This window comes from Pseudomonas sp. AC172, assembly GCF_979258595.1.
The window spans coordinates 4,430,738-4,444,333 of sequence record NZ_OZ409868.1; the positions used below are offsets into that span (position 1 = coordinate 4,430,738).

Sequence of the window (13,596 nt, forward strand, 5' to 3'; positions counted from 1 at the left end):
GCCGCGCAGTTTACCCTAATTCGTACGCTGTTCCGCGGGAACGGCTGTCGGCGCTGCGACTGGCGGCTGTGCCGGGCGGCGCCACTGCGGCAAACCAATCAACACCACGGCGCTGATGATCACCAGCATCGCCAGCGCTTCCTCGATCCCGATGGTCTCGCCGACGAACACAATCCCCAGTAACACTGCCACCGCCGGGTTGACGTAGGCATAACTGGTCGCCGCCGCCGGACGCACATGCTTGAGCAGATACATGTACGAATTGAACGCGATGATCGAGCCGAAGAAAATCAGGTACGCCAGCGCCAGCCAGCCTTCAACCGGTGGCATGGCTTGCAGATGCTCTCCGCTCGCGGCGCTGCCGATCAGCAACACCACACCGCCGACCAGCATTTCCACCGCGCTGGCCATCGCGCCCTGCGGTAACGGCAAATGTTTGCTCCATACCGAACCGAACGCCCAGGTCGCCGCCGCAAAAATCAGCAGCGCCGCGCCCATCGGACTCGATTGCAGGTTGGAGCCCATATTGAGCATGGCGATGCCGATAATCCCCAACGCCACCCCGGCCCACTCCAGCCGAGTGTTACGCGCGCCCCAGAAATATCCACAGAGCAAAGTAAACAGCGGCACCGTCGCCACCGCCAATGCCGCCACACCCGAAGCCACACCGGTGTGCTCGGCCACGCTCACCGCGCCATTACCGAAACTGAGCAGCAAAATGCCGATGATCCCCGCCGCTTTCCACTGAGCCCAGGTCGGTGCCGGCGCCCCGCGCCAGCGCAGGAACGCGTACATCAACGTGCCCGCAATCACGAAGCGCACACCACCGAGCATCAGCGGTGGCCAGTACTCGACGCCGATGCGGATCACCAGATAGGTCGATCCCCAAATCACGTACAGCGCGAAAAACGCGGCGATCAGCGGCAAGGAAAAACGGCGCAGGGCGGACATGAGCAGCTCGACAGTCAGAGTCTTGGGATTGGATATTCTAGAAAGGCTGGCAGGCAAAAATAAGTTACAAAACCAGCGAAACACGCCAGTACACTTTTCAAAAGCCGACACCGAACCAATGTGGGAGCGAGCCTGCTCGCGAATACGGTTTTTCATTCAACATTGATGTTGTCTGATACACCGCTTTCGCGAGCAGGCTCGCTCCCACAGGGGTTTGTACTTGACTCAGGTCAGCGGTAGCGTTGCAGGTGCTCGCTGACTTTCGCGGCGGGGACTTTCTGCAATTTGCACAGCAGGTCGTGCGACAGCTCGCGCACGCCGTGCTTGCCGCGCAACTCCTCTGCCAGATGCGCCATCAGGTTGGCGGCCATCTCGGCATCGGCCATGGCCCGGTGAGCCTGCCCCGTGTGCGGCAAACGCGCAAACGTGGTCAGCGTACCGAGCTTGTGATTCGGCGCCGCCGGCATCAGCCTCCGCGCCAGCAGCAACGAGCAGGCAAAATTCTGCAACCGCGTGCGCTTGATCCGCCCCAGTTCAAAGTCCCAGAACTTCTGGTCGAACGAGGCGTTGTGCGCCACCAGTGGTGTGCAGCCGACAAACTCGTTGACCTCGTTCATCACCTGCTCGGCCGGCGGTGCGGTGCGCAGCATGGCGTTGCTGATGCCGGTCAGTTGTTCGATGAACGCAGGGACGCGCACGCCGGCGTTCATCAGGCTCTGGTAACGCTCGACGATGCGGCCGTTTTCCAGCATGACCACGGCGATTTCCGTGGCGCGACAGCTGCTGTTCGGCGAGAGGCCGGTGGTTTCAAAGTCGATGACTGCAATGCGTTCCAAACCGGGTTCAACTCCGTTCAAATCAATTCTTGAGCAACAGTGCGCCTTCGATCGGCACGTAACGGCTGGCGGCGCGGATCAGCGAGTTGGCGGTGAGGCCCGGCACGCCATAGGCGACTGCCTGCACGCCGTGTTTGCTGATGATGCGCTCCAGCAGCATGTCGAAATCGCCGTCACCGGAAGCCAGGACGATTTCATCGACGTGGTCGGCGGCGTCCATGATGTCGAGGGTGATGCCCACGTCCCAGTCGCCCTTGGCCGAGCCGTCGCTGCGCTGGATGTAGGGTTTGAGCTTCACGGTGAAGCCGAGGTTGCGCAGGATCTGCTGGAACTGCTGCTGCTTGCTGTCGCCCCGATCGATCGCGTAGGCATAGGCCTCGACGATCTGCCCGTCCTTGCTGATGTCGGCCCACAATGCGGCGTAGTTGAAGTGACAACCATAGGCCTGACGCACGGTGTAGTAGAGATTCTGCACGTCGGCGAACACTGCGATTTTTTTCACCGGAGTTCCTGTGGGCGCGCAAGCGCACGAAGCGGGATCAGGCGCCAGGCCCGAAAAAGGCGCTCAGTATGCCAGCCATCAGGAGGGTTCCGCGAATAATCGGCCCGGAGCCCTCAGGGGCTCCGGACGAATGGTGAATCAGACGAAGGAATCGTCGTCATCAAAGAACGATGAGTTGTCGTCGCTGTAGTCGGTGTCGGTGAACCCGCCCTGGTCATTGCCAGAGAAACCGTTATCGGCCACACGCTGATCATCGCCCCAGCCGTTGTTGCTCTGGTCGGCGACCTGTGCCGGCTCTTCCTTGATCACCTCAACGATTTCTTCCGGCTGCTGGTTGTGATGGAACAGGCTGCTGATGCCCTGCGCCAGCATCACGCCACCGGCCACACCGGCGGCGGTTTTCAGGGCGCCGCCGAGGAAACTGCTACCGGCTGCCGGAGCGGCTTGTTGCGCATAGTTAGGCGGCGGCGCGCCGAAGTTCTGTTGTGGCGCCGGGGCCGCATAATTCTGCTGCGGTGCCGGCTCACGCCAACCGCCAGTGGACGCCGGGGCGGCACTCTGGGTCGGCGCCGGACGCGGACTACCGCCGAAGATGCTCGAGAGGAAACCGCCACCACCGCTCGGCGCCGGTGCGGCACTCTGCGCCTTGGCCGCTTGCAACTCGGCTTGCAACTGCTGGACCTGTTGAGTCAGTTGCTTGTTCTGCTCGTCGAGGCTCTTGAGCGCCGCCTCTTGCACCAGAATCGCCTGGGTCATGAAATAACCTGCCGCCGGCTGGCGGGTCAGGTGTTCCTTGATCCGCGTCTCTGCCTGGGCATCGCGCGGGGCTGCCTCCGTTTCGGCCTGTTGCAGCCGGGAAAACAGTCCATCGATCAGGGTTTGCTCTTCGCTGTTCATGGCGACCTCGTAGATTGCCGGGGATAACATTGCCCTCGTCCACGTTGGCCGAGGTGCTCTCCTGTAATGGAGACGGTGACAAAACGTTTCAATGACCTTTACCGAATGTTTACGTTTGTGTCGCGCCAGCCATCATCGGTTAAAGTGAGTCACTGTTTTCGACCTGCGATACCGACTGATGAATGCCCTCGAAGTACTGCGCGACTCTCTGTATTTTTTCAAACGCCATTTGGGCAGCATCGTGCGGTTGTGCCTGCCGCTGGTGATTTTCGAAGCGTTTTTACAACAAGTGGTCGATCGTGCCAGCGGGCCGGAAAACATCTCGGCGATCAGCATCGTCGTTGGTCTGCTGGTGTATCCGCTGTACACCGCGGCGCTGATCCTCTTCCTCGATGCGCGCAGCCGTGGCGAGACGCCGCGCAACCGTGATCTGCTGGCAATGGCCGCGACCCTGTGGCCACGTTTCGCTTTGCTTACGGCGCTGAACACCTTGTTGATTTTGTTGGGCCTGTCGCTGTACTTCTTGCCGGGCCTGATGTTGATGGTGATGCTCGCGTTCGGCGAATACCTGCTGGTGCTGCGCGGCATGGGCCCCTTGCAGGCAATGAAAGAAAGCCTGCGCCTGACCCGTGGGCACTTCTGGCGAATCCTGCTGTGCATTCTCTGTGTGATGACGCCGCTGTGGTTGCTCAAAGGCGCGACGCTGGCGGTGTACCCCGAGCCGCAAAACCCGCTGATCGCGATACTGATCGACAGTGCTCACAGCTTCCTGCAACTGTTCACCAGTGTGGTGTTGTTCCGCCTGTTCATGCTGATCAGCGAATTGCCTGACAAACGTGACAGAGCGATCTGACAGCACTGCGCTTGGGCTTCGAGACGGCCGTCAGGTATGCTCGGGGCCACTTTCTGTAACGCTATAAGCCGAGCCATGACCCGTCTACTGCGCTACACCCTGCTACTTGCCGTGCTCGTCCTCGTGCTGATCGGCGCGCTGATCTTCAGCCTGACCTGGCGCCCCGACGCCCGCGAGACCCTGCCGGTCAGTTGCACGGGGACGCCACCGTCGCTGGTGCCGGGCCAGGCGCTGAAAGTCATGACCTGGAACGTGCAATACCTGGCCGGCAAACGCTACGTGTTCTGGAATGATCTGGCCCAGGGCAACGATGAAGCACCGACCCTGGAAGACATGGCCTTCAGCCTCGATGAAGTGGCGCGGGTGATCCGCGATGAGCAGCCTGATGTGGTGCTATTGCAGGAACTGGATGACGGCGCCAAGGCCAGTGACTATCAGGATCAACTGAAGTTATTGCAGGAACGCGTTGCCGACCTGTATCCGTGCAGCGCCAGCGCGTTTGACTGGAAAGCCGAATTCGTCCCCGACTCGCATATTTTCGGCAGCGTCGGGCGACAACTGGCGACCCTGAGCCGCTACCGCATCGAACACGCCGAGCGCCTGCAATTGCCGGTCGCCTCAGCCAACTTCATCAGCCGCCAGTTCCAGCCAAAAGATGCGTTGCTCGCGACCAAACTGCCGCTGAGCGATGGCGGACAATTGACCGTATTCAATACCCATCTCGAGCGTGCCAGGCAACCCGACGACACGTTGCAGGCGCAAGTGAGCGCCGTGGCCAAAGTGCTCGACAAGTACGAAAGTCAGGGCCTGCCGTGGTTGATCGGCGGCGACTTCAATCTGTTACCGCTTGGTCAGTATCGCCGTTTGTCCGCCGAACAACGCACGCCCTACTCAGCCGACAGCGAACTGCATCTGCTGTGGGACAAGTACCCGATGATCCCGACCAACAACGAAGCCAGCGGTATCGACCGTGCGCAGTGGCTGACCCACTACCCCAACGACCCCGGCCTGAATGGTCCGGATCGCACAGTGGATTACCTGTTCTACAGCCCGAAAATCAAACGCGTGGAAGCGATGGTTCGCCAGGACGATACCCTGCGCATCTCCGATCACTTGCCAGTAATCGCCCGCTTCCTTCTCCCCGCCACGCCTTAGATCACCAATCTTCTGAATACCAGAGATCCCTGTGGGAGCTGGCTTGCCAGCGATAGCGGTGGATCAGTCAACATTAATATCGACTGTGCTGGCCTCATCGCTGGCAAGCCAGCTCCCACAGGGTTTGTGGATAACCGGGGATCAGTGGACTTCTTCGAGGTCGTCGTGCAGCAGGCCGAAGATCTGCCGTTTCATGTCGATAAACGAGCGCTCCATGACCATGTCCAGCGAGCGCGGGCGTTCGATCGGCACGTCGAGAATCTGTTTGATCCGCCCGGGTTTCGCGCCCATCACATAGACCCGGTCGCCGAGCAGAATCGCTTCGTCGATGTCATGGGTGACGAACAAAACGGTTTTCTTGCTGTTGCCCCAGACCCGCAGCAACAACTGTTGCATCTGCAGCCGTGTCTGGCTGTCGAGGGCGCCGAACGGTTCGTCCATCAGCAGAATCTGTGGATCATTGGCCAGTGCCCGCGCAATCGCCACACGCTGCATCATCCCGCCCGACAGCTGCTTGGCGTAGTTGTCGGCGAACCCGGCGAGACCGACTTCGTTGACGTAATAATCGACGATTTCCTTGCGCCGCACCGCCGGCATGCCCCGGCGCTTGAGGCCGAACTCGACGTTCTGGCGCACCGTCAGCCACGGGAACAGCGTGTAGCTCTGAAAGACCATGCCGCGATCCGCGCCGGGACCCTGTACTTGCTGGCCGCCGACGTAGATCTCGCCGGAGGTCGGCTCGGCCAGGCCTGCGGTCAGGTACAACAGGCTCGACTTGCCGCAACCCGATGGCCCGACCAGCACCGCGAACTGCTGATCCGGCACTTCGAACGACACCTGTTCCAACGCGGTAAACGTTCCTCCGTCAGGCTTCTTGTAACGCAGGCTGACCTTGTCCACCTGCAAGCGCGGTGCGGCCTGCGCCGGGGTCGCGACAGGTTCGATGAAACGATGATTGGCAGCAGTCACTGAGCCCATGCGGCAACCCTCAGGCGGAGAAAACGGAACAGTTGATCGGTGACCAGACCGAGCAGGCCGATGATCGCGATGGCGAGAAAAATCACGTCGACCTGAAAACCGCGCATGGCCTTCAGGCTCAGGTAACCCAAACCGCTGGAAGCCGCGACCAGTTCAGCCACCACCAGATACGTCCAGGCCCAGCCCATGGTCACCCGCAAAGTGTCGAGGACACCAGGTACCGAGGCCGGTGCGATCACGTGCAACACCGCATCGCGGCGGTTGGAACCCAAGGTGTAAGAGGCGTTGATCAGATCTTTGGAAATACCCTTCGACACGTCAGCGATCATCACCAGTTGCTGAAAGAACACGCCGAAGATGATCACCGACACGCGCTGCTCCAGACCGATGCCGATCCACAAAATGAACAGCGGCACGAACGAGGTCACCGGCAGATAGCGGATGAAGTTCACCAGCGGTTCAAGGAACGCCTGGACGATGCGGAAGCTGCCCATCAGCAACCCCAACGGCACCGCCACCAGCGACGAGACAATGAAACCGACCATGACCACTTCGACGCTGGCCCACACATGGGTGCCAAGTGTGCCGTCGCGGCTCAGTCGCACGGCGGCTTCAACCACCGCGCCCGGTGTCGGCAGGAACATGCCCGGCACGATACCGCCGTAAGAAAGCCCGGCCCACAGGCCGACCAACAACACCCAGGCCAGACCACTGGCGCTCCACACCACTTGCACCGGCAACGCGGTTTTTGGCGTGAGGCTGCGGCTCAGCCACGAATTGCGCTTGAACATGGCAAACCTCCTAGAGCGGGCTGACGAAACGGTTGTCGACCAGTTCGTCGTTGCTGACGTTGTAAGGTTTGCCCTGCAATTCGCTGGCGGTTTCGTTGGCCAGTTTGATCAGCGCCGCGCTGTCGCCCGGTTTGCCCGGCGAGCCAAGGAGTTTTTCGCTCATGGCCTGATCGTAGAAACGCACGCCTTGTGCGGCGGCGGCGAGTTCCTTCGGATCGGACAGGTAACCGCCAACGCCTTTGGCCATGATCTTGTAAGCGTCTTCCGGGTGATCCTTGGTGTATTGCACGGCTTTGTACAAACCGGCGACCAGCGCCTTGACGTCTTCCGGCTGCTTCTCGATAACCGTGCAATTGAGCGCGACCACATCGACAATCACCCCGGGGGTGCTGCTGCTGTCGATCAGCACTTTGCCTTGCTGCTTGTCGCGCACCATCGACAGGTGCGGTTCCCAGGTCACGGCGGCGGGCACGCGACCGGCGATGAACGCGGTGGCGGCATCGTCAGCGGTCATGTTCTGCACGGTGATGTCGCTCATGCTCATACCGTTCTTTTTCAGCAGGTACGAGAGCCAGAACTGTGAGGTTGAACCCTCGTTGACCGCCACGGATTTGCCCTTGAGGTCCTGCAGGTTCTTCACCTCTTTACCGACCAGCACACCATCGCCGCCATGGCTGTCATCCAGCGCCGCGACCGCTTTGAAGCAGAACTGCGGGCGGTACTTGAGCACCTCATCGATGGTCGACGCCGAACCGGACAATTGCCCGGACGCCTGCGCGGCCATGTACATCGATGCTTCTTCAACCACCGGCAGTTCAACGGTCAGGCCGTTTTCCTTGAAGTAGCCCAGATCCTGAGCCAGATAGAGGGTGCCGTAGCCGACCCACGTGGTGTGGCCGATGGACAGGGTGCCGGCCTGGACGCTGGTCGCGACCGTGGCCGCCAGGGCGGTGATTGCCAGTGGCTGAGTAAGACGAATACACAAGGACTTGGTCATGGAGCACTCCCGACGCTGTTGATTTAGTTTTGTCATGGGCAGTACGGTCGCCGGCCGTTGTGCAGTTGCTGCCATTGGTCTCTCGCGGACGCTTGGGCGGACAACATTCGGCTGGCGGGCAAGATCGATGGTGGCCCATGTGCGCGGTGAGGAAAATCAGGAAATTGTTGGCTGCAAATGATGAAAAAACTGGGTAGTGCGCACTGCTAAAGGGCGGGGTTGGCGGGGATGCTCAAGGAGGGTGCAGAGCGGGGGTGGGCTGTGACTGACTCGCCCCCTTCGCGAGCAAGCTCGCGAAGGGGGCGACTCGGTCTCAGCGCAACTGGAACCAGGTAGTTTTCAGCTGGGTGTATTTGTCGAATGAATGCAATGACAGATCCCGGCCAAAACCCGATTGCTTGCCGCCGCCGAAAGGCACCGTCACATCCAGCGCATCCACCGTGTTGACCGACACCGTACCCGCGCGCAACTGCCGCGCCACGCGGTGTGCGCGGTTGAGGTCATCGGTCCACAACGACGCCGCCAGTCCATACACGCTGTCATTGGCCAGCCTTATCGCCTCGGCTTCATCATCGAACGGCATCACCGCCAGCACTGGTCCAAAAACCTCTTCGCGAAACAGCGGCATGTCGGCGGTTACACCGATGAAAATCGTCGGATCAATGAAGTTGTCGGAACCGTTGAAGCGCCGCTGCTCACCACCACAAACCCGCGTCGCGCCTGACTGCTCGGCACTGCGAATAAAGCGCATGATGCTCGCCGTCTGCTTGTCATCGACAATCGCGCCAGCGCAGCTCTGCGGGTCCAGCGGATCCCCCGGCAACCAGCGTTCAGCCTGCGCTTTCAAGCGCTCGACAAACTCATCATGAATCGAGCGTTCCACCAGCAACCGCGAGTTGGCCGAGCAGACTTCGCCCTGATTGAAGAAGATTCCGAACGCGGCCTTTTCCGCCGCCAGGTCCAGATCCTGACAATCGGCGAACACCAGATTGGCGCTCTTGCCGCCGCATTCCAGCCACACCTGCTTGAGGTTCGACTGCGCGGAATATTCCATGAAATATTTGCCGACCTGGGTCGAGCCGGTGAACACCAGACAATCAACATCCGCATGCAAACCCAACGCCCTGCCCGTCTGTTCGCCAAGCCCCGGCAATACGTTCAGCACACCCGGCGGCAGCCCTGCCTCTAGCGCCAGCTCGGCCAGACGCAACGCCGAAAACGGTGACTGCTCGGCCGGTTTGAGGATCACTGAATTACCCGCCGCCAACGCCGGCGCGAGCTTCCATGCAGCCATGTCCAGAGGGAAATTCCACGGCACCACCGCCGCAACCACACCGAGCGCTTCGCGAGTAATCGTCGCCAACACATTCGGTGCACTCGGCGCGACTTGATCGTAGAGCTTGTCGATCGCTTCGGCGTACCAACGGAATACCACGGCGGCGCCCGGCACGTCGATGTTGTAGGCGTCCATCACCGGTTTGCCCATGTTCAGCGAATCAAGCAAGGCCAGTTCTTCGCGATGGGTCATCAACAGATCGGCCAGGCGCAGCAGCACTTGCTTGCGCTCGGCAGGTGCGCGTTGCGACCAGATGCCCGTCTCGAATACCTGCCGAGCATTACTCACGGCGACGTCGACATCCGCCTCGCCACACGCGGCGACGTTGGCCAGACATTGCCCGGTCGCCGGGTTGATCGCAGCAAAAGTCTGCCCCGATTGGGCAGCGCAATGTCTGCCGTCGATCACGGCTTGATCGGGAAATTTCAACGCAACGGCGCGGCGTTGCCACTCTGCAAGCTCGAACACGACGGATGCTCCTGAGACGTTATTGTGAATCGATGGTCGCTCAGGCCCGCGCGGGCTAAAAATAGTAAAAATGTCTTCGCAGGCAATAAAAACACTGGGCAATGACTTCCCCCAAACGCCGCGCAGGTGGCTATGGTTGAAGGATAAAAACATCGTCGTGCAACGGACGTGGCGGCGCACAAATTGCTTGGAAGTCGAGTCCGCTCGTCCTGAGGTTTGCCGTGGCCGCCTACAATTTGCGTCAGCTGAAATACTTTATCACCACCGTCGAATGCGGCAGCGTTGCCGAGGCCTCGCGCAAGCTGTACATCGCGCAACCGGCGATCTCCACCGCGATCAAGGCGCTGGAAGACAGCTTCGCCGTGCAACTGCTGATCCGCCATCACGCCCAAGGGGTTTCCCTCACACCGAGCGGCGCACGCTTCTTGCGCAAGGCTCAGGAACTGCTGCGCATGGCCAAGGAGTTCGAACAGAACGCTTTGGCCGACAATGACGTGGTTGCCGGGCAGATCGATATCGGCTGCTTCGAAACGGTCGCGCCGCTGTACTTGCCGCAGTTGATCGCCGGGTTCTCGGCGCTTTATCCCGGGGTAAAAATCCGCATTCGCGACGGTGAACAACAAGAGCTGGTGCAAGGCCTGACGTCAGGCGCGTTCGACCTGGTGATCCTTTATGAACATGACCTCGACGCTACCATCCAGACCGAACCGCTGATGCCAGCGCAACGGCCCTACGCGCTATTGCCGGCGGACCACCGTTTCGCCCAGTACAAACAGGTTTCGCTAAGAGATCTGTGTCTGGACCCGATGATCTTGCTCGATGTGCAGCCGAGCCGGACCTACTTCGTCAGCCTGTTTGAAGAGCTTGGATTAACGCCGCGTATCGAGTTCAGCTCGCCGTCGATCGAGATGGTGCGCGGGATGGTCGGCCAGGGTTTCGGCTTCTCGATTCTGGTGACAAAACCCCATTCGGAATGCACCTACGATGGCAAGAAAGTCGTGTGCGTGGACATCGTCGAAGAGGTCACCGGTTCAGGCCTGGTGGCAGCCTGGCTCAAACGCGGGCAGTTGACCAAACCGGCGCAGTTGTTCGCCGATTATTGCCGCGAACAACTGACGGCCAAGACTCACCACTAAACAGATCACAGCTTTCGGATCATGCCGCGAAAACCTGTGGGAGCTGCCGAAGGCTGCGATCTCTTGATCTTCAGGTGCCACGCGGTTTGGCCCGCGCCGTGGCCTCGGCCACCAATGGATCATCCGGCCAGTAATGCTTCGGATAGCGCCCCTTCAAATCCTTCTTCACCTCGGCGTAGGTGCTGCGCCAGAAGTTGGCCAGGTCCTGCGTCACCTGCACCGGTCGCCGCGCTGGCGATAGCAGATGCAATTTGACCACTTGCCGCCCGCCGGCAATTCGCGGTGTATCCGCCAGCCCGAACAGCTCCTGCAAACGCACTGCGAGAATCGGTGGAAACTCGCTGTAGTCCAGACGAATCGACGACCCCGACGGCACGCTCAAATGATGTGGCGCGAGCTCATCGAGCTTTTGCGGCAACGGCCATGGCAGCAGATTGCGCACAATGCTCGACAGATCGAGATTGGCAAAATGACTGAGCCGCGAGACCTTGCCGAGATACGGCATCAGCCAATTTTCGAGGGTGTTGAGTAACGTCGCGTCGCTGACATCCGGCCACTGGCTGTCATCCTGATTGTTCAATTCCAACTGCCGTAACAACGCCACCCGCGCCTGCCACTGCCGTAGTTCCGGCGTCCATGGCAGCAGTTCCAGACCTTTGCGCCGCACCAGATTGACCAGCGCCTGACTGCGCGCATTTTCGTCGAGACCGGTCAGCGGCTCGCGGCTGAGAATCAGCTCGCCAACCTTGCGCTGGCGCTCGGCGCGCAGCACGCCTTCGCGCTCGTCCCAGTCGAGTTGATCGACGTTGCGCACCTGTTCGGCGAGCACGGAATCAAACAGCGCCGGATCAAAATCCGCCGCCAGATAAATGCGTTCTTCGCGCTGGCCCTGACGGCTACCGAGGTCGGCGATGACGATCCACGGCTCTTTCATCAGGCTGTCGGCCTCGGCGAACAATGCCGCGCGACCGTTGGCCAGACGATATTCAGCGCCACCGACACGCCGCTGCTGGGCGACGCGATCCGGATACGCCAGCGCCAGCAACGCACCGAGCCAGCGCGGATGATCGGGATCGCTGACCGGCTCGCTGGCCTTGCCACGCAGGTAACCGCGATATTGCCGCGCCAATTGCTTAGCGCGCTGCACCCCGCCCTGCGCACCACGGGCGGCACGTTCTTCGCCGGAAAGCAGCACCAGCCGACTGTGCAGATCAGCCCCGGCACCGCGCAAGATATCGCGCTCGCCGAGCAACGCGGCGACATCGCACGCCATGTTCGCCAGCCCCAACGCCTGACCGCGTAACAACAAATGACCGATGCGCGGATGCGCCGGCAATTCGGCCATGGCCTGACCGTGAGTTGTCAGCGTTTCACCTACCAGCGCGCCGAGCCGTTGCAACAAATCCTGCGCCTGGGCATAAGCTGCCGCCGGCGGAACATCGAGCCAGACCAGTTCGCCCGGCGTCACGCCCCAGCGCCCCAGTTGCAGCGCGAGGCTGGCGAGATCCGCCGAGAGAATTTCCGCACTGCCATAAGCCGCGAGCTGTTCGTGCTGATCCTGCGACCACAAGCGATAACAAACCCCCGACTCCAGTCGCCCGGCCCGACCCGCCCGCTGGGTGGCGCTGGCCTTGGAAATCCGCTGGGTATCGAGGCGCGTCATGCCGCTGCCGGGATCGAAACGCGGCACCCGCGCCAGACCGGCGTCGATGACGACGCGCACGCCATTGATGGTCAAACTGGTTTCGGCGATGTTGGTCGCCAGCACCACTTTGCGCTGACCGACCGGCGCGGGATCGATCGCCGCGCGCTGGGCATTAAGGTCGAGTTCACCGTGCAACGGGCAGAGCAACACATCGCTGCGCTCACCGATCGCATCGGCCAATTGCTGGTGGACGCGACGGATTTCCGCCTGCCCCGGCAGGAACACCAACAGGCTGCCGGTTTCATCGTGCAGCGCTTCGAGCACGGTTTGCGTGACGCGTTGATCGATGTATTCGCCGGGCTGAAACGGTCGGCCCCAGCGCATCGTCACCGGGTACATGCGGCCTTCGCTGCGCAGGATCGGCGCATCGTCCAGCAACCCGGCCAGGCGCTCGCCTTCCAGCGTGGCCGACATCAGCAGAATCTTCAGCGGCTGTTCAGCTCGAAACAGCTCACGACCGTTCAGACTTAAGGCCAATGCCAGATCAGCATCGAGGCTGCGTTCGTGGAATTCGTCGAAGATCAACAAGCCGACGCCTTCCAGCGCCGGGTCGTCCTGCAAGCGCCGGGTGAGAATGCCTTCGGTCACCACTTCGATACGTGTATTGGGGCCAACCTTGCTGTCGAGACGAATACGATAACCAACGGTTTCACCGACCCTCTCGCCCAACTCGCTGGCTAAGCGCTCCGCTGCTGCACGCGCGGCCAGGCGGCGCGGTTCAAGCATCAGAATGGTCTGCCCGGCCAGCCACGCTTCATTGAGCAAGGCCAATGGCACGCGGGTGGTCTTACCGGCGCCGGGCGGTGCTTCGAGCACGGCTTCGTGGCGCGTCGCCAAGGCTTCACGCAGGGCGGGTAAAACTTCATCGATTGGCAAAGAATTCATGCTGGCTCCCAAACAGAGGGCCGAGTATAACGGCGAACTGCCTGGCGTTCGTCGGGGTCTTAACTTCACAAGACGAAGCTTCGTTATCAGATGACTCAGGAGATTT

12 protein-coding genes are annotated in these 13,596 nt (G+C 60.9%); 3 read left to right on the top strand and 9 right to left on the bottom strand.

The features are described 5' to 3' along the window. Positions 1 to 15 precede the first annotated feature (15 nt). The 4 genes from yedA to ACZ0A4_RS19995 form a co-directional block, all read right to left on the bottom strand. Complete coding sequence (yedA, locus tag ACZ0A4_RS19980) at positions 16 to 951, bottom strand: drug/metabolite exporter YedA (protein WP_463576105.1); 936 nt, start codon at positions 949 to 951, stop codon at positions 16 to 18. 230 nt (positions 952 to 1,181) lie between these two features. Continuing rightward, positions 1,182 to 1,787 carry a 3'-5' exonuclease gene (locus tag ACZ0A4_RS19985; protein WP_053124223.1) on the bottom strand — a complete coding sequence of 202 codons (606 nt, stop codon included), beginning with the start codon at positions 1,785 to 1,787 and terminating at the stop codon, positions 1,182 to 1,184. Positions 1,788 to 1,809: 22 nt separating this feature from the next. Next, complete coding sequence (locus tag ACZ0A4_RS19990; protein ID WP_007949802.1) at positions 1,810 to 2,289, bottom strand: LabA-like NYN domain-containing protein; 480 nt, start codon at positions 2,287 to 2,289, stop codon at positions 1,810 to 1,812. Between the two features lie 138 nt (positions 2,290 to 2,427). Continuing rightward, on the bottom strand, positions 2,428 to 3,186 hold the full coding sequence (locus ACZ0A4_RS19995) for a DUF2076 domain-containing protein (protein ID WP_141126635.1): 759 nt from the start codon (positions 3,184 to 3,186) through the stop codon (positions 2,428 to 2,430). Between the two features lie 178 nt (positions 3,187 to 3,364). Here ACZ0A4_RS19995 and ACZ0A4_RS20000 point away from each other — a divergent pair, with 178 nt between their 5' ends. Beyond that, the gene (locus ACZ0A4_RS20000) at positions 3,365 to 4,039 is read left to right on the top strand and encodes a YciC family protein (protein ID WP_463576107.1); all 675 of its coding nucleotides are present in this window, start codon (positions 3,365 to 3,367) and stop codon (positions 4,037 to 4,039) included. Between the two features lie 75 nt (positions 4,040 to 4,114). After that, positions 4,115 to 5,194, top strand: a complete 1,080-nt coding sequence (locus tag ACZ0A4_RS20005; protein WP_463576108.1) for an endonuclease/exonuclease/phosphatase family protein — start codon at positions 4,115 to 4,117, stop codon at positions 5,192 to 5,194. A 141-nt stretch (positions 5,195 to 5,335) separates the two neighbouring features. On the opposite strand, the gene ACZ0A4_RS20010 is transcribed toward ACZ0A4_RS20005, so the two are convergent. The 4 genes from ACZ0A4_RS20010 to ACZ0A4_RS20025 all read right to left on the bottom strand — a co-directional run bounded on the left by ACZ0A4_RS20010 (position 5,336) and on the right by ACZ0A4_RS20025 (position 9,764). Beyond that, positions 5,336 to 6,172, bottom strand: a complete 837-nt coding sequence (locus ACZ0A4_RS20010; RefSeq protein ID WP_463576110.1) for an ABC transporter ATP-binding protein — start codon at positions 6,170 to 6,172, stop codon at positions 5,336 to 5,338. Continuing rightward, positions 6,160 to 6,963, bottom strand: coding sequence for an ABC transporter permease (locus ACZ0A4_RS20015; RefSeq protein WP_194934882.1), 804 nt, complete (start codon positions 6,961 to 6,963; stop codon positions 6,160 to 6,162). The genes ACZ0A4_RS20010 and ACZ0A4_RS20015 overlap by 13 nt, the downstream gene beginning before the upstream one ends. Positions 6,964 to 6,973: 10 nt before the next feature. Then, positions 6,974 to 7,960 (bottom strand): ABC transporter substrate-binding protein, encoded by a 987-nt coding sequence (locus ACZ0A4_RS20020; RefSeq protein ID WP_463576111.1) that lies wholly within the window; start codon positions 7,958 to 7,960, stop codon positions 6,974 to 6,976. A 313-nt stretch (positions 7,961 to 8,273) separates the two neighbouring features. Continuing rightward, the gene (locus ACZ0A4_RS20025) at positions 8,274 to 9,764 is read right to left on the bottom strand and encodes an aldehyde dehydrogenase (protein ID WP_463576113.1); all 1,491 of its coding nucleotides are present in this window, start codon (positions 9,762 to 9,764) and stop codon (positions 8,274 to 8,276) included. Positions 9,765 to 9,985: 221 nt separating this feature from the next. Between ACZ0A4_RS20025 and ACZ0A4_RS20030 the strand changes: the two genes are divergently transcribed. Then, a complete protein-coding gene (locus ACZ0A4_RS20030) occupies positions 9,986 to 10,900 on the top strand; it encodes a LysR substrate-binding domain-containing protein (RefSeq protein ID WP_463576114.1) in 915 nt (304 codons plus the stop codon). Between the two features lie 70 nt (positions 10,901 to 10,970). Here ACZ0A4_RS20030 and hrpB read toward each other — a convergent pair whose 3' ends face one another. Further along, positions 10,971 to 13,490: an ATP-dependent helicase HrpB gene (gene hrpB, locus ACZ0A4_RS20035; protein ID WP_463576116.1), complete on the bottom strand. Its 2,520-nt coding sequence runs from the start codon at positions 13,488 to 13,490 to the stop codon at positions 10,971 to 10,973. Between the last annotated feature and the right edge of the window lie 106 nt (positions 13,491 to 13,596).